This window comes from Halanaerobium sp. (assembly GCF_003070835.1).
On sequence record NZ_QBLR01000047.1, the window covers coordinates 1 to 20,147 of the forward strand.

Annotated in this window: 22 protein-coding genes, 1 pseudogene and 1 other annotated feature; of the genes and pseudogenes, 1 reads left to right on the plus strand and 22 read right to left on the minus strand. The window is 40.2% G+C overall.

All coding sequences use genetic code 11. The annotated features are described in order from the left end of the window. From CI949_RS07080 to CI949_RS07120, 9 genes and pseudogenes are all read right to left on the minus strand, one after another. Positions 1 to 389, minus strand: a pseudogene (locus tag CI949_RS07080) (3-phosphoshikimate 1-carboxyvinyltransferase); the annotation flags it as partial. 99 nt (positions 390 to 488) lie between these two features. Further along, a complete protein-coding gene (locus CI949_RS07085; protein ID WP_290764575.1) occupies positions 489 to 1,505 on the minus strand; it encodes a prephenate dehydrogenase/arogenate dehydrogenase family protein in 1,017 nt (338 codons plus the stop codon). Next, positions 1,498 to 2,547, minus strand: coding sequence for a 3-deoxy-7-phosphoheptulonate synthase (aroF, locus tag CI949_RS07090; RefSeq protein WP_108137587.1), 1,050 nt, complete (start codon positions 2,545 to 2,547; stop codon positions 1,498 to 1,500). Before aroF ends, CI949_RS07085 begins: the two co-directional genes overlap by 8 nt. Positions 2,548 to 3,034: 487 nt before the next feature. Next, positions 3,035 to 3,901, minus strand: a complete 867-nt coding sequence (gene pheA / locus CI949_RS07095; RefSeq protein ID WP_108137585.1) for a prephenate dehydratase — start codon at positions 3,899 to 3,901, stop codon at positions 3,035 to 3,037. Between the two features lie 163 nt (positions 3,902 to 4,064). Continuing rightward, positions 4,065 to 4,313: a binding site (T-box leader), on the minus strand. A gap of 140 nt (positions 4,314 to 4,453) precedes the next feature. After that, positions 4,454 to 5,941 carry a sodium:solute symporter family protein gene (locus tag CI949_RS07100; RefSeq protein ID WP_108137583.1) on the minus strand — a complete coding sequence of 496 codons (1,488 nt, stop codon included), beginning with the start codon at positions 5,939 to 5,941 and terminating at the stop codon, positions 4,454 to 4,456. Next, entirely contained in the window at positions 5,941 to 6,141 is a 201-nt protein-coding gene (locus CI949_RS07105; protein ID WP_108137581.1) for a hypothetical protein, read from the minus strand. Before CI949_RS07105 ends, CI949_RS07100 begins: the two co-directional genes overlap by 1 nt. Positions 6,142 to 6,208: 67 nt before the next feature. Continuing rightward, positions 6,209 to 6,727, minus strand: a complete 519-nt coding sequence (locus tag CI949_RS07110; protein WP_108137825.1) for a transcription repressor NadR — start codon at positions 6,725 to 6,727, stop codon at positions 6,209 to 6,211. Between the two features lie 162 nt (positions 6,728 to 6,889). Then, positions 6,890 to 7,369 carry a hypothetical protein gene (locus CI949_RS07115; protein WP_290764587.1) on the minus strand — a complete coding sequence of 160 codons (480 nt, stop codon included), beginning with the start codon at positions 7,367 to 7,369 and terminating at the stop codon, positions 6,890 to 6,892. Positions 7,370 to 7,383: 14 nt separating this feature from the next. Next, the gene (locus tag CI949_RS07120; RefSeq protein ID WP_290764590.1) at positions 7,384 to 8,019 is read right to left on the minus strand and encodes a class I SAM-dependent methyltransferase; all 636 of its coding nucleotides are present in this window, start codon (positions 8,017 to 8,019) and stop codon (positions 7,384 to 7,386) included. Between the two features lie 282 nt (positions 8,020 to 8,301). Between CI949_RS07120 and rpsD the strand changes: the two genes are divergently transcribed. Then, the gene (rpsD, locus tag CI949_RS07125) at positions 8,302 to 8,898 is read left to right on the plus strand and encodes a 30S ribosomal protein S4 (protein ID WP_108137578.1); all 597 of its coding nucleotides are present in this window, start codon (positions 8,302 to 8,304) and stop codon (positions 8,896 to 8,898) included. Positions 8,899 to 8,993: 95 nt separating this feature from the next. On the opposite strand, the gene CI949_RS07130 is transcribed toward rpsD, so the two are convergent. The 13 genes from CI949_RS07130 to trxB form a co-directional block, all read right to left on the minus strand. Beyond that, positions 8,994 to 9,752: an SDR family oxidoreductase gene (locus CI949_RS07130; RefSeq protein WP_290764593.1), complete on the minus strand. Its 759-nt coding sequence runs from the start codon at positions 9,750 to 9,752 to the stop codon at positions 8,994 to 8,996. A gap of 121 nt (positions 9,753 to 9,873) precedes the next feature. After that, positions 9,874 to 10,356: a 23S rRNA (pseudouridine(1915)-N(3))-methyltransferase RlmH gene (rlmH, locus tag CI949_RS07135; RefSeq protein WP_108137574.1), complete on the minus strand. Its 483-nt coding sequence runs from the start codon at positions 10,354 to 10,356 to the stop codon at positions 9,874 to 9,876. Then, positions 10,356 to 11,174 carry an MBL fold metallo-hydrolase gene (locus tag CI949_RS07140; protein WP_108137572.1) on the minus strand — a complete coding sequence of 273 codons (819 nt, stop codon included), beginning with the start codon at positions 11,172 to 11,174 and terminating at the stop codon, positions 10,356 to 10,358. Before CI949_RS07140 ends, rlmH begins: the two co-directional genes overlap by 1 nt. Before the next feature lie 3 nt (positions 11,175 to 11,177). Further along, complete coding sequence (locus tag CI949_RS07145; protein WP_133530935.1) at positions 11,178 to 11,834, minus strand: redox-sensing transcriptional repressor Rex; 657 nt, start codon at positions 11,832 to 11,834, stop codon at positions 11,178 to 11,180. A gap of 24 nt (positions 11,835 to 11,858) precedes the next feature. Next, entirely contained in the window at positions 11,859 to 13,820 is a 1,962-nt protein-coding gene (gene metG / locus CI949_RS07150) for a methionine--tRNA ligase (protein ID WP_133530936.1), read from the minus strand. 69 nt (positions 13,821 to 13,889) lie between these two features. After that, positions 13,890 to 14,759, minus strand: coding sequence for a 16S rRNA (cytidine(1402)-2'-O)-methyltransferase (rsmI, locus tag CI949_RS07155; protein ID WP_133530937.1), 870 nt, complete (start codon positions 14,757 to 14,759; stop codon positions 13,890 to 13,892). A 34-nt stretch (positions 14,760 to 14,793) separates the two neighbouring features. Further along, a complete protein-coding gene (locus tag CI949_RS07160) occupies positions 14,794 to 15,516 on the minus strand; it encodes a tRNA1(Val) (adenine(37)-N6)-methyltransferase (RefSeq protein ID WP_133530938.1) in 723 nt (240 codons plus the stop codon). A 3-nt stretch (positions 15,517 to 15,519) separates the two neighbouring features. Continuing rightward, positions 15,520 to 15,846 carry an initiation control protein YabA gene (locus CI949_RS07165; protein WP_076544139.1) on the minus strand — a complete coding sequence of 109 codons (327 nt, stop codon included), beginning with the start codon at positions 15,844 to 15,846 and terminating at the stop codon, positions 15,520 to 15,522. Positions 15,847 to 15,866: 20 nt separating this feature from the next. Beyond that, on the minus strand, positions 15,867 to 16,673 hold the full coding sequence (locus tag CI949_RS07170) for a stage 0 sporulation family protein (RefSeq protein ID WP_133530939.1): 807 nt from the start codon (positions 16,671 to 16,673) through the stop codon (positions 15,867 to 15,869). Positions 16,674 to 16,694: 21 nt separating this feature from the next. Beyond that, complete coding sequence (gene holB, locus CI949_RS07175) at positions 16,695 to 17,684, minus strand: DNA polymerase III subunit delta' (protein ID WP_133530940.1); 990 nt, start codon at positions 17,682 to 17,684, stop codon at positions 16,695 to 16,697. Positions 17,685 to 17,783: 99 nt separating this feature from the next. Further along, the gene (locus CI949_RS07180; RefSeq protein WP_108137557.1) at positions 17,784 to 18,143 is read right to left on the minus strand and encodes a cyclic-di-AMP receptor; all 360 of its coding nucleotides are present in this window, start codon (positions 18,141 to 18,143) and stop codon (positions 17,784 to 17,786) included. Beyond that, entirely contained in the window at positions 18,143 to 18,769 is a 627-nt protein-coding gene (gene tmk / locus CI949_RS07185; protein WP_133530941.1) for a dTMP kinase, read from the minus strand. Before tmk ends, CI949_RS07180 begins: the two co-directional genes overlap by 1 nt. A gap of 225 nt (positions 18,770 to 18,994) precedes the next feature. After that, on the minus strand, positions 18,995 to 20,047 hold the full coding sequence (gene trxB / locus CI949_RS07190) for a thioredoxin-disulfide reductase (protein ID WP_108137553.1): 1,053 nt from the start codon (positions 20,045 to 20,047) through the stop codon (positions 18,995 to 18,997). Positions 20,048 to 20,147 lie beyond the last annotated feature (100 nt).

Sequence of the window (20,147 nt, forward strand, 5' to 3'; positions counted from 1 at the left end):
AGTGGTCCAATAATCCGCTGCATCGGTCTTTTGCGCAGCGAGTGGTCTCCTGTCAGCACTGAATAAAAATCCTGAGAGGCTAAAAGTCCGGCCAGAAGCCGCATTGATGTCCCTGAATTACCACAGTCTAAAACATCATCTGCCTCTTCAAGTCCGTCAAGACCTTTGCCCTGAACGGTGTATTTACCCGCCCCTCCTTTGGTAATCTCAATTCCTAAATCGCGCATAATCCCCATTGTGCTCAGGCAGTCTTCCGCCTCCAAAAGCCCCTCTATCTTACTTTCTCCTGCTGCTATCGATGCTAAAATCAGGGAGCGGTGGGAAATCGACTTATCTCCCGGCACCCTAATTTCACCACTGATTTTATCTGCTGGATTAACTTTAAACACTATATTTCCTCCTCATTTCTCTCTGCTTTTTTGCTTCTAGCTTAGCTTGATTTTAGTTTCTGCATTAATTTTTTCCATTAATATAGTTTCAATTATAAGCTATTTTTCAGTATCGCCTTTGTTCTCTGCCCCAGTTTTAATCTCTGCTGCTTTTGCTAAAAAATTATAAATTTTATCCTGCTCATTGGCTTCCAGATCATGCTGCAGTTCCTGCAGTTCCTCTATGTAATTTCCAATCAATTCTGCCAGGTTTTCCCGGTTAGAGAGTATAATATCCTGCCAGAGTTCAGCTGAGCTGCCCGCAATTCTGGTCATATCCCGGTAGCCGCTTCCTGAAAGTTCAAAAAATTCACCTTTAAAATCCTGCTGCTGGCTTAAATTTACCAGTGCTGATGATAATAGATGCGGCAGGTGGCTTAAGTAGGCTGTGCAGTAGTCGTGCTCTGCTGCCGAAATAATATGGACTCTGGCTCCAATTTCTCCTATTAGTTCTTTTAGCTGCTGCAGCAGTTCGTTTTTTTGAACTAAGTTTTTCAGCTTAACCTCATCCTGATCTAAATCGTCGGCCGAGTCAATTCTTGATTTTGAAAAAGTTTCTAAAAGATCAAATAGTGAGCTATCTTTTAAGATCTTTTCTTCCTCTTCCTGCTGGCTCTGATCCAACCAGGGAGTCAAAATAAAAGGTGCACCTTTAAAAAGCTCCGGATCATGCCAGTCAATCCCTGATTTATGAGAGCCTGCCATCGGATGGCCGCCGATAAAAATTTTCGGACTGTCCTTTAAAATCTCTGCTGCCTCCAGCATTACTTCCTTTTTAGTGCTGCCTGCATCAACCAGCAGCTGCTGACTGCTGCCTCCAGCTTTAATCTCTCTCATTACAGCGGGGATGGCTGCTACCGGAACAGCAATAAAAATCAGGTCCTGATCTTCTAAGTTAGCTGCTATTTCTGTAAATCCCTGATCAATAATCCCCATCTTTTCTGCTTTGCTGATAGTCTCTGCACAGCTGTCAACTCCTGTAAGCTCCAGCTTCGATTCGGATTTTTTTAAAGCTGCTGCCAGGGAGGCCCCAATCAGGCCAATCCCGACAACAGCAATCTTTTCAAATTTAGGCATAAGCAATTTTTCTTTCTCTGGATTCAAATGTGTGCAGAGAATTATTAATTGCTTTAAGTTCATCCATCATTAAATTAAAGTTTTTAGGCTTCAATGACTGGGGACCATCAGAAAGAGCATTCTGGGGATCAGGGTGAACCTCAACCATAATTCCATCTGCACCCACAGCGACTGCTGCTCTGGCAACCGGAATTACTAACTCCCAGCGGCCGGTTCCATGACTTGGGTCTGCAATAACGGGCAGGTGACTTAACTGCTGGACCAACGGAATTGAACTTAAATCCATTGTATTGCGAGTTTCTTCACCAAAGGTTCTAACCCCTCTTTCACATAAAATTACATTATGGTTACCGTTATTCATTACATATTCAGCAGCCAGCAGCCATTCCTTGATTGTCGCTGCCATCCCCCGCTTGAGCATTACTGGCTTATCAAGTTTTCCGATCTCCTTTAAAAGAGAATAGTTCTGCATATTGCGGGCCCCGATCTGGATAATATCAGTGTATTTGCAGACCACATCAATATGTTCAATATCCATCAGTTCAGTTACTATCTTCAGTCCAGTTTCTTCTCTGGCCTCTGCCATCAGCTTCAGGCCCTCTTCTCCCAGCCCCTGGAAAGAATAAGGGGATGTCCGCGGCTTAAAGGCTCCACCACGCAAAATCTGAGCTCCTCCGGCCTTCACTATTTTGGCTGTCTCAATAATCTGTTCTCTGCTTTCTACCGAACAGGGACCGGCCATCACCGTCATCTCATCACCACCGACCTTAACTCCATCACCGAGGTCAATAACCGTTTTTTCCTGCTTGAAATTCCAGCTGGTTAATTTATAGGGATCGGAAATCAGCACAACTTTTTCTACGGCCCCCATGGTCTCTAACTTTTCCTTCAAATTTGACTTTCTTGCCGGATCACCCAGAACACCTACTACAGTTTTTTCTACTCCCTGAATTGGGTGAACCTCAAAATTTTCGCCTCGAATTACCTCTATTACCTGATCCTTATCTTCCTGACTTGCATCTCTTTTTAATACTGCTATCATAATTAATTCTCCTCTCTACTAAAATACTTTTTTGTTTATGTTCGTTTGTGATTGTTCATGTGCACGCACCGTGAACCTGTCAGTTTTTGTCGAAATAAATATTTTTTTCTCTAAAAATACAAAAAATCGCCCCTTAGTCAGGGCGATTGAAATCGCGGTACCACCTGTTTTAATCTCATTAAATAACAGATTATCTCTACTGGAAGCCAACACTTCCGCACCGGGTAACGACGGCTGACGGCCATTTAAGCTTACTCGTTTAACTTTCAGCTGGCAACTCAAGAGGTGTATTTCAGCCTGTGGCTTACTGGGTCCTCTTTCAAAGTTTTTGGGTGACATTATTTATTTAATGAGTATTATAGCAGGCAATTTTAGTTCTGTCAAATAAAATTTCCGCTTTTTCGCCCAAATATTCAATTTTAATTTTAACTTTCAGCTCGCTTTTTAATAACTTTTCACCAGATTTCTAGACCATCATAGTTGATTTTTACTCGATTACTGTCTTCGGATAGGAACCCAAAAGTCTAAAATATGATGATATCTTTTTTACCTCCTCCAGGGCTGAACTCAGATGCTGATCACTGCTGCAGCCTTTTAAGTCAATATAGAAAATATATTCTCCCAGCCGCTGTCTGCTCGGGCGGGATTCAATTCTTGTCAGATCAATATTTTCTTCAGCAAATTTCCCCAGTATCCGGTGCAGAACTCCAGCTTCATTGACTTTTGGTGCGCAGATAATAGAAGTTTTAAAGTCACTTGCTGCCGCTTCTCCCAGATGGTTATTCGGACCCAAATCCTTATCCTTTTTTGCTGCCAGGACAAAGCGGGTCGCATTCGGCAAATCTCCCTGCAGATTTTCTGCCATAATTTCCAGTTCATAAATCTCAGCCAGTCTGATTGAGCCCACAGCAGCTCGGTTTCTGTCTGCAAGCGCTTTTTTTGCTGCTGCCGCAGTACTATCTGTGTAAATGATTTTTGCATCTTTAAATTCATTGGCCAGGTAATCACCTGACTGCGCAATTGCCTGAGGGTGGCTGTAAATTTCCTTAATCTCTTCTTTTTTAACCCCCGGCCGGGCCAGCAGGTACTGCTCGATTGGAAGGACTATCTCCCGGTAAAGCTTAAGTTCTGGATGCTGATATAAAAGGTCAAGACTTAAATTTACCGATCCCTCCAGTGAATTCTCAAGCGGCAGCAGTCCGAGGTCAACCCGATCTGCTGTTACCGCCTCTACAATGTCTCTAATTGAGCCACAGGCAGTTGTACTGCCACCATAACGGGCACAGTAGTTAGAGATCGCCTGCTCACTAAATGTTCCTGGTGGTCCTAAATATCCATATTCTAAATTACTCATCTACTCACTCCTTTAAATGCACAGCGCCGTGTACCACCCGAATTATGTCAGACAACTTGATTAAAATAATTATTTCGATTTATTATGACATAAACCGACAGGTTCACGGTGCTTGTCAGTTTTTGTAAAACCCTGTCAAAATGCAAAAAACCCCCGTTCTAATTAAAGAACGAGGGTTGTATACTCGTGGTACCAGTCTTTTTGGCTAAAAAGCCCACTCATTAATTACGGGAATTAGTAATAACTCCTATAATCTGTCGGGATAACGGTAGACGGCCGGTACAGGCTTACTTTTTTGTTCAGCTGACAACTCACAGGGGAACTTCATTAAAATATCTACCAACGGGCTCTCACTAACCCCGCTTCGCTGAGATAAATATTTTTAATTACTTTCCCTGATCACAGTTTTTAAATTTAATATTTTATTCTAATTCAAGTTTTTTTAATTTTACCTTATAAAAATCACTTTGTCAAGCTTATTCTCTCATTTAATTTGGTCAGTAATTTTATATTTTTCGGATTAATGAGCTTTACTGAACCAGATCTACTAACTTAAATAATATTCCTCTCTTTACATTCCCGATTTAAATAACCGATAAACTCTTCTGCTTTATCAGCTGGTGCCTGAGTAAAGAAGCTGACTCCAACAAAAACTGCTGCTGTCACAATTAAAGTCCAGACTCCTGCCCAGTGTCCCAGAGGCCTCCAGCCGCTGAACTGAAGATAAAGGGCGGTCAAAGAGCCAAAAATTATACTGCTTAGTGAGCCCGCAGCTGTAGCTTTTTTCCAGAAAAAGGCACCAAACATTGAAGGAACTACTACCAGCAGTCCAACTGAAGCCGCGACTGAGAGAGTGGCAATTAAATCAAGCTCCTGAATTGCAAAGAAAAAGCCCAAAAGAGCAATAAGCAAAATAGCAATCTTGGCAGTTCTCAGCTGTCTTAAATTCTGATCCCGATCTAAATTGTCCTCCATATTTTTGAAAATATCTCTAACTACAAGTGACGATAGGGTCAGCATAATTGAATCAATGGTCGAAATTGCTGCAGCTGTAATTCCTATCATCGCTACCAGCGCCAGGACAGTCGGCACATACTCTGATGCCAGCAGTTCCGGAGTTGCCAGGTCAGCATTGCTCAGCCCGGGAATTAAAAGTCGAGCCGAAAAGCCCCAGATAACAGAAACCATTGTATAAATAAAACCAAAGATTAAAAATCCCTTGATCATCGTCTTCATCGCCTTCAGATCACGGGGAATAAAAAGCCGCTGGCTGACCTGAGGATTAGAGATTGAAAAGAAAAACCAGGGCAGACTTAAGCCAAGAAATGTCTTGAAACTAAAGAATCCCGGCCCCGGCACACTCAGCACATCTCCTTCTAGAGCAGCCAGAGAGCCAAAAAACTCTGCAAATCCTCCCAGATGCTGATAAATTACATAAAATAAAATGATTATACTGACCACAATCATGATTAAAGACTGCAGAGAATCAGTCCAGGTTACAGACTTCATCCCGGCAATTAGAGCCCAGGCGATGGCCAGCACAACTGCAATAACTACTCCAAAAAAGAAAGGAATCTCTCCCCCAGAAAGTCCACTCAACAGATAGCCAACTCCCATCAGCTGAACAGCCAGATAGGGAATTAAAAAAACACAGGCAGAAAGAGAAGCAGCAAAGGCAATCCACTGATTCTGATAACGGTCACCAAGCATCTCATAAGGAGATACATAATTATTCTTTTTACCAATCAGCCAGAAGCGGGGACCAAAAAAGGCAACAAGGGAGAGTCCGGAAAGATAGACCAGTTCAAATCCCAGGGCACCCACCCCACCTGAATAAGTAAAACCGGCCAGACCAATCATCATAAAAGCACTGTAAGTCGTTGCGCTGTAAGATAGAGCAGCCACAAAACCACCAGTATTTCTGCCACTTAAAAAATATTCCACAATTCCTTCATTCATCTCTCTTCTGGCCATTAACGCAACAGCAGAACCAGCTATTATGTATAAAATTACCGCGATATATAAGTATGTAGTAGGCATTAATTATTCCTCCAGTAAGTTGTAATTTTAATAGTCAAAAAGATAACTGCTGCAGCAAAAAGACTCCAGAACAAAAAGGCCCCGTAAAATAAATTAATTGAAGTTAGCAGAGTATAGGGCACAGCAAAGGCTGAAATCACCAGCAGAGAAATTAATATTAAATAAATGTAACGCAGTTTTTTTAGCTTATCATTTTCCATGAATTTAAACCTCCCAATAATTACAGTATAAGTTTACAGCTGTCTTTACAGCAAAAACAAAAAATTATTATTCCAGCAAATAACCCTTTTCTCTTAATTCTGCCTTGATTTTTTCTAAAACCTGCTCATTAACCGCTTCAATTGTATGCAGATGGATCCCATCAGTCAATTTTGAAAGCAGTGCTGCCTCATTATCCTGATAATTTTTAATGAAATTATCTACATCAGCAAGGGTACTAATCATCAAATTTCCGCTCAGCTCACCGTAGATTGGGTGCTCAACCTTAACATCAATAACTCTTCCCCCATAATTAACTACAGTTGAAAGCTCATCTCTGAGTTCTTCCTGATCACCGTGGCGGCAGGCAATAGAAGCTTTAACAGTTGTCATCCCCAGATTATCTTCATAAAAGTATCCCTGAGAGGTGGCAACAATTTTTTCTCCCTGAGCTCTAAGCAGGGCGATATCCTGAACAATAACCTGGCGGCTGACCCCAAATTCTTCGGCAAGTTGAGAACCTATCAATGCCTCATTTGAAGCTTTTAACCGCTGCAAAAGTTTATGTCTTCGCTCCTGAGTTTTAATTTTTATCACCTCATTTTAATTGTCTTGCTGACTATTGTATCATCTGAATTGACAGCTGTAAAGACATTATTTATTAAAATCCAAAAACCCCCTCAATTAGAACAGATATTTTCCTGCTCATCTGTCTAATCAAGGGGGCTTTATTTATTAAGTTTATTTAATTTAGTTTTCGTTTTCAGTATTTCCTTCGGGCTGACCATTTTCCTCTTCAGCTCCGCGAGTATTATCTTCAGCCTCAATTAATAACCTTCCCCCACCGACATAACTTTTATTAGGGAAAACTACTCTCACCTGATAGGGAAACACTTCTCCGCTCATTGGATCCTGATATGATTTTTTCATAATTATTACCTGAAACTGAACCACATCATTTTCTATATAATAAATCTTGTCCTCACCAGCAGGACCCAGCCAGAGATCATCAACAGGTGCTTTAATCTCTAAATTACCATAATCATTAACAAACTTTATATTCTGATCATCTTTTACTTCAACCAGCCAGCCAGGCTCATTTCCTACAGCCCGGAACTGAATTCCATCTTTTTTTGCCTGTTCCCAGACATCATTTTCTTCAGCCTGAACTACTGGTAAAAACAACATCATAGCTGCCAAAACACTCACCATTATCACAATTTTTTTCAAGACTCTCTCCCCCTCTAAGCTTTAAAAAGAATATATTTTTCTTGATCAGAATAAACAATATCCAGGTCAAAATCTGAAGCAATTTTATTAAATGTTCTTTGATTATAAAAAACTATATGGGTAGGATCCCATTTATACCACCAGTCTTCAAACTCTTCCGGCCCGGGGTGAAAAGAAGTCATCACAGCCAGATAAGAATCTTCCTTAAGGTGAGAAGTCAAAAGCTCCATTTCTTTAACCGGATCTGAAAAATGTTCGAAAACTTCGGTTGATGTAATTAAATCATAATTTTTATTTAAAAATACTTTTTCTGGGAAAAAATAAGGGTCATAGCGGTCAACTTTAAGTCCCTGGGACTGCAGAAGATCAGCCAGTACCGGCCCCGGCCCACAGCCAAATTCCAGACCATAATTTATCTCATCTAAATTAATATGTGGTTCTATAACTTTAGCTATAAAATCTTTGAACATCCTGACATAGCCTTCATTTTGATGATTGTTATCATGCCCTTCATAACGCTCTTTTTCCTCACTTTGATCCACGACTTCTGCTGGATCTATAAAAATTACCTCACACTGCTGACAGTGGTAATACTTATTCTGAATATTTAAGACTTCTAAATCACTGCTTCCACAAATCTTACACTCCAAAACTTACACTCCTCTTTCACTTTAACTTGATTTTTACCCGCTCATAAACAATTTCTTGCCTCTAACTGTCAAAACTAAACGAGTTAAATTTATATTTAATATCCTATATTCTATTATATTACATCAGCTCTGCTTTTGTAAATCAATTTGCTCTAAAAATATTTATTATCCAGAAAATTGTTAAATTGTTAAACAGGAACTATAATTACTCCTTCAAACTTGATAAGATTACTGTGGATTAATAACCGCGGCTAATAGTTATTAATAAGGAGGAAATTTAAATTGGCCAGAAAACGTGGTCCAAGATTTAAAGAATCAAGAAGACTGGGTGTTAATATTTATGGACATCCCAAGGCAATGAAAAGAGCAGATGGAACATTTAATAGAGCAAATAGAAAGTTATCTAATTACGGACAACAGCTGCTGGAAAAACAGCGTCTGCGCGCATATTACGGACTGATGGAGAAGAAATTCAGCCGCTATGTAGAAGATGCTGCCAGTGAAGATGGTGTGACAGGTGATAATCTGATTAAAAAATTGGAAAAAAGACTGGATAATCTTGTTTATCGATCAGGCTTTGCCCGCTCAATTAGGCAGGCCAGACAGATGGTTGTTCACGGTCATATTTTAGTCAACGGCAGGAAAATTGATATACCTTCCTATCAACTTCAGATTGGTGATCAGATTACTTTGAGAGAAAAATATAGAAAAAATAATTTGTTTAGAGAAAATTTTCTGGACAGACACTTAAGTCCGATCAGCTATCTGGAAAGAGATTTTGACAATTTTGAGGCAAAACTGGTTTCAGAAATTGAAATAGAGGAAATCCCAATTGAAATTAATGATCAGCTGGTAATAGAATTTTATTCCAGAAAATAAATTGACAATAAATCAAGCAAAGGTGCCGAAGCCTCTCCTAAATTTGAGAGTCTTAAGGCACCTTTTTTATTAAACTTTATAAAATTTAAAAAAATTTACCTACCGAGATAGCCGCCATCAACCGGAATTACTGTTCCGTTTAGGTAATTAGAAGCTCTCGAAGCAAGAAAAATCACTATCCCCTTCATATCTTCCGGCTTTCCCCACCTGCCGGCGGGAATTCTGGACATAATAAGTTCATTTCTTTCGGGATTATTTACTAAAGCTGTATTCATATCTGTGTCCATATAACCAGGGGCAACTGCATTAACATTAATTCCTTTTGCAGCCCACTCATTAGCAAGAGCCTTCGTTAACTGAGCAACTCCACCTTTGCTGGCCGCATAAGCAGGAACGGTATAGCCACCAAAAAAACTAAGTAAAGAAGCAATATTGATTATTTTTCCACCATCATTTTTAATCATTTCTTTTGCTGCCAGCTGAGATAAAATAAAAACTGAATTCAAATTAACTTCAATTACATCATCCCAGTCTTTTTCTGAAAACTCTTCCGCTTTATTTCTCCGCTGAATACCAGCGTTATTGACCAGAATATCAAGCTGACCTTCAAACTCAGCCATAACTTTTTGAAATGATTTTTTAATTTCCTCTCGCTTAGTCAAATCAAAACTGAGTCCTGAAACAGGATAACCATTTTCCTGCAGTTCAGCTGCTGTTTTTAAAACTCTGTCAGAAACTCCTGTTATAATAACCTCTGCTCCAGCCTCTAAGAGCGCTTCAGCCATCGCTCGTCCCAGCCCTCTGCTTCCGCCGGTAACTAAGGCCTTCTTCCCTGTTAAATCAAACAAATCCATTTTGATCATCCTTTATATAAAATATTTTGTTCTTTTTATCACTTGTACCGGGTCCAATACGGCTAGGTCCAAAACGGTCGTTTTGGACCTGGTTCAGATATATATCGGTTCAGATATATCATCACAAATGGTAGGGCTCGTTATTATTAATTTTAAAGGCACGGTAGATCTGCTCCAATAAAATTAAGCGAATCATCTGGTGGGTAAATGTCATATGGGAGAGCGAAAATCTGTAATCTGCCTGCTGCAGTACAAACTCACTCAAGCCGGTTGCGCCCCCGATTATAAAGGTAAAAGAGCTGTAGCCTCTTACCTGCAGATTATTTAGTGATTTAGCAAAACCGGTAGATGTCATCGGTTTCCCCTTAACATCAAGGGCAAAAGTATATGTTCTTTCGGGAATGTTTTTTACTATCCGCTCCCCTTCGAGAGCCTGCAGGGCTTCAAGATCTTTAGAGGAAGGGTTTTTCGGAACCACTTCATCTTTAAGTTCAATAATATTTAAACTGCAGTAGCGGCTTAAACGTTTTTTAAATTCTTCTATTCCCGGCTCTAAAAAAGATGATTTTAAACTGCCGACTGTAATAATATTAATATCAAGCATTAAAACAATTCCTTTTCTCTATCTTTTTTGTCAAGCCGGAAAAGAGGTGTTGTCTTATCCTGAGCAGCACAGCCCATTCGTAAGTCTTTTCCAACTTTTAATCCCGCTTCTTTCAAAGCATTGTTTACTGTAATATAGGCAACCTTTGGATTATTATTTTCTTCACTCAAATGAGCCAGCACTACTGTCGGAAAATTATCCTTAATTAAGCCGGGCAGTAAAGCTGCTGTGTCATCATTAGAGAGATGTCCTTCAATACCCTTAATTCTATTTTTTAAAAAATAAGGATATTTACCTGTCATCAGCATCTCCAGATCATGATTGGATTCCAGCACAAAAAAATCTGCACCTTTAATTTTTTTAATAATTTCCTCGTTCATTACCCCTGTATCAGTAGCCAGTACAATTTTTTTGCTGCCAGTCCGGCAGACATAACCCACCGGCTGAGAAGCATCATGAGAAATTGCATAAGGTGAAAAACTGAGCTCACCAATCATAAAATCTCCAGTAAAGATTCTCTTATTTTTCGGTGCAATCTTACCCAGGTCAGATTCTGCTCCAGCCCAGGTCCCATCATTAGCATAGATTGGGAGATCGTAGCGGCGGGAGAGAATTCCCACTCCTTTAATATGATCTTTATGTTCATGAGTAATCAATAAAGCATCCAGCTCGGCTGGATCAAGATCCAGAGCAGCCATCCGCTCTTCCAGACCTTTACCGCTTAAACCGGCATCAATTAAAACAGAATATTTGCCGGCTCTAATATAGGTGGAATTACCTTTGCTGCCGCTGGATAAAACTGCTGTTTCGATCCTCACTATCTATTCACCCTTTGCTTCCATTTCTTCCTGCCAGCTTAAATGATAGATTAAGGAAACAATTCCTACTGCCAGGTCTTCATTTTTAACTTCAATTTCATCAGGAACATAAAGTCTGGTAGGAGCAAAGTTCCAGATTGCCTTAATTCCAGCTTCAATCATCTGATCAGCAACTTCCTGAGCCGCATCAGTCGGAACAGCAATTACTCCCAGTTTTATATCATTTTCTTCAACTATCTTTTCCATATCCTGAGCACTCTGAACCTCACGCTCATTGATTAAATTCCCGATCTTATCCAGATCATTGTCCAGCACATGTGAAATTTCAAATCCCATCATAGCAAAACTTTTATAATTAACCAGAGCCCTTCCCAGGTTACCGGCACCAACTAAAATTGCCGGCCAAACCCGGTCAACCCCCAGAATTTTACCTACTGATTTTTTAAGTTCACTGACATTATAACCAACTCCGCGGCGCCCAAACTCTCCGTAGTAAGAGAGGTCCTTGCGCACCTGAGTTGAAGGTATATCCAGTTTTCCTCCCAGATCCTTCGAAGAAACTACCTCAACATCTTCAAAAGTATCCATCTTATCGAGGCATCTGTAATATAAAGGCAGCCTCTCAATTGTGGCCTTGGGTATATTCTCTCTATTTTTCACTGTAAATTCCTCCCGCTTTAATTATTATTTTACCTGACTTCCATTTGCAATATCAGAACTTACTGTTGATAAAACCATCTTTCCTTCTGGATCAGAGGCAGCTAAGATCATACCCTCTGACTTAACTCCAAAAATTGTGGCTGGCTCTAAATTGGCTACAATCAAAATCTTACGGCCAATTACATCTTCAGCACTAAAATGCTTGGCAATACCTGCCACCAGCTGTCTTTCTTCCAGGCCAATATCAACTTTTAACTTCAGCAGTTTATTGCTGCCTTCAATTTTTTCTGCCTCTAAAATCTCAGCAACTCTAATATCTGCATCCATAAATTCTTCAAAAGTCATTCTATCCTTGATGTCCACTAAATCCAAATCATTTTCCTCCTCATCATTTTCAGCTTCAGCCTCTTCTTTGCGGGCTTCAACTTTTTCAAAATACTCTTCTATATCTATTCTTGGGAACATTGGTTCTCCATTATAAACTTTAACACCTGTTTTTAAAGCACCCCAGTTGGCAGCTTCCCAGTCGGCATTTTTTATTTCCGCAAGCTGGCCGAGCTGCTCACCCATTTTATAAGGCGCCTCTGTCAGAAAAGGCTTTAACATTACTGCTGTAATCCTCAATGATTCCAGCAGATTGTAGAGTACAGTTTTAAGTCTGTCTCTTTTTTCGTCTTCTCTGGCTAAAATCCAGGGTGTTGTCTGATCAATATATTTATTAGTCCTGCGCACAAAGTTCCAGATCTTTTCGAGTGCCGCAGTATATTTAAGCTCTTCCATTTCAACTTCTACTTCTTTTTTGGTCTCAGCAGCCAGATCAATCAGTTCCTTATCCACTGCTTCTTCTGCTCCCGGTTCCGGAATCTCACTGTCAAAATACTGCTCCACCATGGAAACAGTTCTGTTTAGGAGATTACCCAGGTCATTTGCCAGGTCAGAGTTAATCCGCTGAATCAGCGCTTCTGTAGAATACTTGCCGTCTGTACCAAAGGCAACTTCTCGCAGCAGGTAGTAGCGAATTGCATCTTTGCCAAAATCATCGATTAGAACTACGGGATCAACTACATTCCCCTTCGATTTTGACATCTTACCTGTTTCACTTAAGAGCCAGCCGTGGCCAAATACCTGGTCCGGTAATTCCAGATCCAGGGCCATCAAAATAATCGGCCAGATAACTGTATGAAAGCGGAGAATATCCTTACCAACCAAATGTAAATCCGCAGGCCAGTAGCGTTCAAAGTTCTCCTGATCTGTCTCATAACCGATGGCTGTAATATAGTTGCTTAAAGCATCAATCCAGACATAGATTACATGATCTTCATCAATTGGCACCGGAACTCCCCAGTCAAAGGTAGTTCTTGAGACACTTAAATCATCAAGACCATTTTCAATAAAATTAATCATCTCATTACGGCGTGATTCCGGCTCAATAAACTCCGGGTGGCTTTCTATATGTTCTAAAAGTCGGTCTGCATATTTCCCCATTTTAAAGAAATAGCTCTCTTCTTCCACCCATTCTACCGGGCGGTGACAGTCAGGACAGACTTTCTCTCCATTTTCTTCTTCCAGCTGTCTTTCAGTCCAGAAAGCCTCACAGGGTGTGCAGTACCAGCCCTCATATTTACCTTTATAAATATCTCCCTTATCATAGAGCTTTTTGAAAATCTTCTGCACAACTTTTTCGTGGCGCTCTTCGGTGGTGCGGATAAAGTAATCATAATCAATATCCAGCTTACCCCAGAGATCTTTAAAAGTCGCTACGATCTGATCCACATATTCTTTGGGTTCTTTACCTGCTTCTTGAGCCTTGCGCTCAATCTTCTGCCCGTGCTCATCAGAACCGGTTAAAAACATGGTGTCATAGCCCTGCATTTTCTTGTAGCGGGCGATTGTGTCAGCAGCCACTGTTGTATAGGCATGGCCGATATGTAATTTATCACTCGGATAGTAGATTGGTGTTGTTACATAATAGGTGTCTCTGCTCAAAATTGATCATCCTTTCCAAATTTAATCAGCAATATTTTGCTCTGATTATTTTAAAAATTTTATCAAAAACTATTCAAATTTATCTTTATCGACTGAAATAACCACTGCTTCTTTATAAACATCACTCTTTGGCAGTTCCCTCAGGCTGGCAACCTTTTTAATTGCCTGCTTTTTGGTCATTCCACTCTCAATTAAAAGTTTAAGATGTTCTAAAATGCTTAAATCTTCCCAGCCTTCACTTTCCGCTTCCACTTCGCTGCGGCCGGCAACAACTACAACGATTTCCCCTTTTATTTCCTGATTCTGCAGGCGCTCTTCAAGTTCAGCTACTGTTCCATAATATTTTTCTTCGTGCATTTTGGTTATTTCACGAGCAACAACTGCCTGGCGTGAGGCCAGTTCGGCACTGAATTGAGATAGATCTTTGAGTGTATCCTTGAGTCTGTAGGGGGATTCGTAAAATGCTGTAGTATCTTTTGCTAAGGCCAGCTCCTCCAAAAACTGCTGCCGCTTTTTACCGGAGCGGGGAATAAAAGCTTTAAAGGAAAAAGCAGAAATATCAAGTCCCGAAACCACCAGCGCAGCTAAAAAGGCGCTCGGCCCGGGGATCGGCACAACCTCAATTCCGGCTGCTACTGCTTTTTTGACCAGAATCTCTCCTGGGTCTGAAACCCCGGGCATCCCGGCATCACTAACTAAAGCAATATCTTTACCCTCTTTTAAAAGCTGAATCAGCTCTCTGCTTCTTTCTTTTTCGTTATGCTCGTGGTAGCTGAGCATCTTCTTTTTGATCGAAAAATAGTTTAAAAGTTTCTGGCTTCTGCGGGTATCCTCACAGGCAATTAAATCAACATTTTTTAGGGTGTCCAGCAGCCGCTGACTGACATCATCTAAATTGCCGATTGGAGTCCCACATAAATAAAGCTTTGCTGCTTGCAAAAAAATTCCTCCTAGTAAAAATTAATCCTCTAATTTATTCCTGACCATAAATTTCCTTCAGCTCCCGGGTATATTCACTGCTCTGATCCTGATAAATTATTAAAGTCGGTTTGACTCTGAGGCCGGGGTTGGCTCCCTTTTTGGCTTTGAGCAAAAAAATATCAGCCTCACTGTCACGGCGTGCCTGGACCAGGCGCAGCTCCTTTGCCTGACAGTTATATCTGGCCAGTGCTTCTATCACCTCGGTCAGTCTTTCCGCCCGGTGGACAAGAAAAAAGTGGCCTCCGTATTTTAAAAGCCGGGCAGCCTCAGCCACAACATCCTCAAGTTCTGCATGAATTTCATGCCGGGCAGCCGCCACAAAATCGTTTTCCTTCATTTTGCCGCCTTCAACCGGCAGATAGGGAGGATTAGAAACAACAGCCTCAAATGAGCCGGCTTCCAGTTCAGAATCCAGCTGACAGAGATCCTGATTAATGATTTTGATCTGATCCTGCAGGTGGTTATATTCTACATTTCGCCTGGCCAGCTCAGCTGCCTCAGGCTGAATTTCTACCCCTGTTACTTCTACACCCTTATTTTTATATGCTAAAAGCAGTGGAATTACACCACTGCCTGTACCAAGATCAACTACTTTATCTCCTCGGCGGAGTTTCACAAAATTTGCTAAAAGTACAGAATCAGTTCCAAATTTAAAAAATCTATCGTCCTGTATAATTTCGAGCTCATCTTTAATTAAATAATGAATCTCTTCCATCAATTATTTCTCCTTACCCTGATTTTCCAGCAGATTTAAACAAAAAAGGCAGTCTCCCTTTCTTTTTTCTCCAAAACTTAAAGGACAGACATGATAACCTTCATCATAAATATGAATCAAATTACTGTATCCTTCTTTTTCGACCACAGCTTCTTCGGCCTCTTCCTGATCTTTAAAAAGAAGTGACCTTAATTCTTCGTTTTCCCGCTGCAGCTCTTCATTTTCCTGATATAATTTGTAGGTAATATCTTTAAGTTTATGAAAACGGAGGGAAAGTGCCTCGATCTGTTCCTGAAAATGGGCAAGGCTGCTCAATATTTCCTGATCCATTAAATTTCCTTCCTTTCCATTTAATCTAAGTCATATTCGTCCAGATCATCTACATCAACTTCGATATTTTCCTCTGTGCCAATATCAACTTCTACCGTATGTTTAACCAGATTGCGGTCTACAACTTTTCCTTTACCCATCTCCAGCTCAATTTTTTCGCCAACATTGGGCATTAACCTTTTTAGAGTTTTATAGGTCTGGGATTCGTAGCGCAGACAGCACATCAAGCGGCCGCAGAGACCTGATATTTTGGAAGGATTTAATGATAAATCCTGTTTTTTAGCCATTTTAATCGAAATTGGTTGAAAATCCCGCAGGAAAGTAGCACAGCAGACCGGCAGTCCACAGGGTCCAAGGCCGCCAAGCATTTTGGCCTCATCCCGAACACCAATCTGACGCAGTTCAATTCTGGTTTTAAAAACAGATGCCAGATCCTTAACGAGTTCTCTAAAATCTACCCTGCCGTCAGCTGTAAAGTAAAATATAATTTTATTGTGGTCAAAAGTATATTCTACATCTATCAGCTTCATCGGCAGTCCGTGTTTATCAATTTTTTTAAGACAAATATCAAATGCTTCTTCTTCCAGTTCAAGATTGCGTTCATGTCTATCTCTATCTTTTAAAGTCGCCTTTCTGATAACATCCTTTAAAGGCGCCACTATTTCATCATCTGAGACTTCTTTTTTACCAACAACTACTTCGGCATATTCTATACCCCGGGCAGTCTCTACTATTACATAATCTCCGGTTTTTATCTCTAGATCACCAGGATCAAAATAATAGATTTTTCCGGCTTTTTTAAAACTTACTCCAACTACCGTCTTCATTAAAATACACACCTCATTTATCTATTCTTGATCAGGCTGGCGCAGTTTGAAAAATAAGACTTCCAGACTAAGTTCTTCTCTAATGTTGCGTTCTATATATTCTTCAGTCTGAGCTATTAACTCTAAATCACTAATCAACCCCTGCAGGCTCAGCTCTGCAGCAAGCTCTTTTAATTCCTCAAAATAGTCTTTATTGATCACTGCTTCCAGATAATCCTGTTTAATCATCATTATATCGCGATACCAGTCTGATAGCAAATTAAAACAGGGAAAATCAGCTTTAAGCAGTGATGTAATTTTTTCAGTAATTTTGAAAATTTCTATTGTGTTTTTTGATTTTATATCTTTCAGAAAATCATAAATCTGCTGTCTTTCTTTAAAATAGTCTTCAATTTCTATAATATCCAGAGCCCTGCCCGGACTTCCAGCAGCAGCCAGACTGATAATTTCTGCTCTTTCTTCAGTCAAGCCTTCTGCAAGCAGCATTTTTTTGATCTCTGCTCGATCTACATTCCGCAGCTTGATCTGCTGACAGCGGGAGACAATTGTCGGCAGCAGTTTGCCGCTGTCTTCCACCAGCAGGATGATCGTGGCAAAAGAGGGTGGTTCTTCTAAGGTTTTCAAAAGTGAATTGGCCGCCTCTTTTGTCATTTTCTCGGCTGCTTCAATAATATATATCTTGTGATCACTGTCATAGGGCTTATAGGCTATTTCCTTTTTTAACTCCCTGATCTGATCAATTGAAATTGCGCTTTTACCTTCCAGCACAGAAATCACCTTATAATCGGGATGATTCTGGTGATCCATTTTACGGCAGTTAATACAGCTGCCGCAGCTGTCAGCTTCAACTTCCTCACAAAAACTGGCCTTTGCAAATTCAAAAGCCAGTTTTGACTTGCCGCTGCCTTTTTTTGCAGAAATAAGATAGGCATGGCTGATTCGATCCTTTTTAATTTCATCCTGCAGTATTTCTACCGCTTCCTTCTGTCCAATAACTGAGTTAAAACTCATTTAAAAACTCCTTTAAACTTCTTCTGACTGGCTAAAAATCTGCTCTATAATTAAAAAGTTAAATTACAAAAATAGTCTACAGAGACTGCAGCTTAATCTCTACATCTTGATAAACTGCTCTACATCGATAATAAAAACAGTTGCTCCCCCAATTTTAATCTCCATGGGAAAGGAGTAATATCCCTCTAATGAATTTGCCACAGGTGACATTGGTGCTACAGTTTTATTGCGCGACTCGCAATTTTCTTTGATGATATCCAGGACTTCCTCCACATGCTCCTCATCTGAGCCAATCATAAAAGTAGTATTTCCCTCTCTTAAAAAACCACCTGTAGATGCCATTTTAGTTGCCTGAAAACCAGCTGTTGTCAGTGCTTCCAGCAGATCAGCCGCATCATGATCATGAACTACAGCAACTACCATCTTAACTGTTTTACCTGTTTCTGCTCTTTTTTCCATTAGAATAACCTCCTGGCGATAATTTTTTTTATATCTTTCTGGACTTCTTCTTTAGTTCCGCCCGCATCTACCAGGGCAAATCTTTCAGACTCTGCCATTTCAAGATAAGCATCTCTAACCCGCTGATGAAAATCGTCAACTTCTCTTTCCAGTCTGTCGCCTGCTTTATCAAGGCTCACAGCTCTGGCTCTTTTTAAGCCTTCTTTAATATCTATATCCAGTATCAAAGTTAGATCAGGCCAGGTTGAATCGATTACCCAGTCATTAATCTGGTAAACCATCTCATAATCGAGACCTCTACCTGCAGCCTGATAGGCCAAATTTGAGTCTGCAAATCTATCTGAAATAACAATTTTTCCCTGCTCTAAAGCAGGTTTGATTTTTTCCTTAACATGCTGAGCTCTATCGGCAGCATAAAGAAGAATTTCTGTTCTGTAATCCATCGAATCATACTGAGGATCTAAAAGCAGCTGCCTGATTTTTTCTCCGAGAGGAGTTCCACCCGGCTCCCTGCTGACTAAAACCTCATAACCCTTTTCCTCCAGGTAACCTGCAAGTAAGTTGATCTGGGTTGTCTTTCCTGATCCCTCAATACCTTCGAATGTAATAAAAAAACCTTCTGCCAAAACCGCCAGCCCCTCTCTAAACTTTGTTAAAATAATCTTATTTATATTATAATTATATAATAATCACCCGGCTAATGCAATCAGGCTCAAAACTCTATTTAATTTTTTTAGCCGGGAATTTTTTCTGCTTTAAAGAAAAAAACCGACCGAACATTCTTCAATAAGACAGAACGCCCGTCGGTTAGATAATTAATATATCTTTAGCTGATTTTATTTTTATCTGACTTAATCAAGACTAAGACTTAAATTTAAACTTCCTTCTTCTTTTTCTCCTGCTGCTTTTTCTTCTGAATCTGACTCTTGATCCATGTTTTTCATCTTAACTTCTTTAGCAGGAAAAGCATTTTCCTTTTCCTCGATGTATTCAGAAGCTTCGATTGCTGCTTTTGCGCCAGATCCAGCTGCAATTACAACCTGTCTGTAGTCAGGATCCTGTACATCACCACAGGCGAAAACTCCAGGCACATTTGTGTGCTGTTTTTTATCTGTTACAATATAACCGTAGTCATCCAGCTCAATCTGACCATTAAGACATTCGGTGCGGGGATGGTGACCGATAGCAACAAACAATCCATCTACATCAAGGTCCCGCTCTTCATTTGTTTTATTATTGAAAATGCGCAGTCCTTCTAATTTCTTTTCACCTTTGATACTTTTTACCTCTGTATCCCAGAGAATTTCGATATTTTCTTTGGCTTTTACTCTGTCACCAAGGATTTTGGCTCCTCTGAATTTATCACGGCGGTGTAGAATATATACCTTCTCTGCAAATTTAGCCAGGAAAGTTGATTCCCATAAAGCTGTGTCACCACCACCTACAATTGCCACCTCTTTGTTTCTGAAAAAGGCTGCATCACAGGTTGCACAGTAAGAAACTCCATTACCACGCAGGCTGTCCTCCTTGTCAAGACCTAAAGTCTTGGGCTCAGCACCAGTAGCGATAATAATCGAATCTGCAATGTATTCTCCAGCTTCAGTTTTTACAATAAATTTATCTCCAGAAAAATCAACTTCTTCAGCACTTTCATATTCCAACCGCACACCAAAATTTTCGGCCTGCTCTGTCATCTTCTGAGTCAGCTCAAAACCTCCAACTGGCTCTGGAAAACCAGGATAGTTTTCAAGCTCGGAAGTTGTTGTAATCTGGCCACCTGGCTCAGGACCATTTAAAACCAGTGGTGCCACACCATTTCTTGCTGCATAAATGGAAGCAGAAAGACCACCAGGTCCACCACCAATAATAATCAAGTTTTCTTCCTGTCTATTTTTTTCGCTCATTTCAATTCCCCCTGTTATTACTTTAACTTGAATTCGGCAAGTAAAAATACCGAATCCAGTTATGATAGTCTTTAAACAGTAAATCTAGTTCAAATTTTTT

What these genes read in the sequence shown, in the direction of transcription:
- CI949_RS07165 (WP_076544139.1), bottom strand. Translation starts at nt 15,846, where the DNA reads ATGGATCAGGAAATATTGAGCAGCCTTGCCCATTTTCAGGAACAGATC.
- aroF (WP_108137587.1), bottom strand. Translation starts at nt 2,547, where the DNA reads ATGATAGCAGTATTAAAAAGAGATGCAAGTCAGGAAGATAAGGATCAG.
- CI949_RS07100 (WP_108137583.1), bottom strand. Translation starts at nt 5,941, where the DNA reads ATGCCTACTACATACTTATATATCGCGGTAATTTTATACATAATAGCT.
- pheA (WP_108137585.1), bottom strand. Translation starts at nt 3,901, where the DNA reads ATGAGTAATTTAGAATATGGATATTTAGGACCACCAGGAACATTTAGT.
- holB (WP_133530940.1), bottom strand. Translation starts at nt 17,684, where the DNA reads ATGAGTTTTAACTCAGTTATTGGACAGAAGGAAGCGGTAGAAATACTG.
- trxB (WP_108137553.1), bottom strand. Translation starts at nt 20,047, where the DNA reads ATGAGCGAAAAAAATAGACAGGAAGAAAACTTGATTATTATTGGTGGT.
- rlmH (WP_108137574.1), bottom strand. Translation starts at nt 10,356, where the DNA reads ATGCTTGATATTAATATTATTACAGTCGGCAGTTTAAAATCATCTTTT.
- CI949_RS07170 (WP_133530939.1), bottom strand. Translation starts at nt 16,673, where the DNA reads ATGAAGACGGTAGTTGGAGTAAGTTTTAAAAAAGCCGGAAAAATCTAT.
- CI949_RS07130 (WP_290764593.1), bottom strand. Translation starts at nt 9,752, where the DNA reads ATGGATTTGTTTGATTTAACAGGGAAGAAGGCCTTAGTTACCGGCGGA.
- CI949_RS07085 (WP_290764575.1), bottom strand. Translation starts at nt 1,505, where the DNA reads ATGCCTAAATTTGAAAAGATTGCTGTTGTCGGGATTGGCCTGATTGGG.
- CI949_RS07105 (WP_108137581.1), bottom strand. Translation starts at nt 6,141, where the DNA reads ATGGAAAATGATAAGCTAAAAAAACTGCGTTACATTTATTTAATATTA.
- CI949_RS07180 (WP_108137557.1), bottom strand. Translation starts at nt 18,143, where the DNA reads ATGGAAAAAAGAGCAGAAACAGGTAAAACAGTTAAGATGGTAGTTGCT.
- CI949_RS07160 (WP_133530938.1), bottom strand. Translation starts at nt 15,516, where the DNA reads ATGGAAGAGATTCATTATTTAATTAAAGATGAGCTCGAAATTATACAG.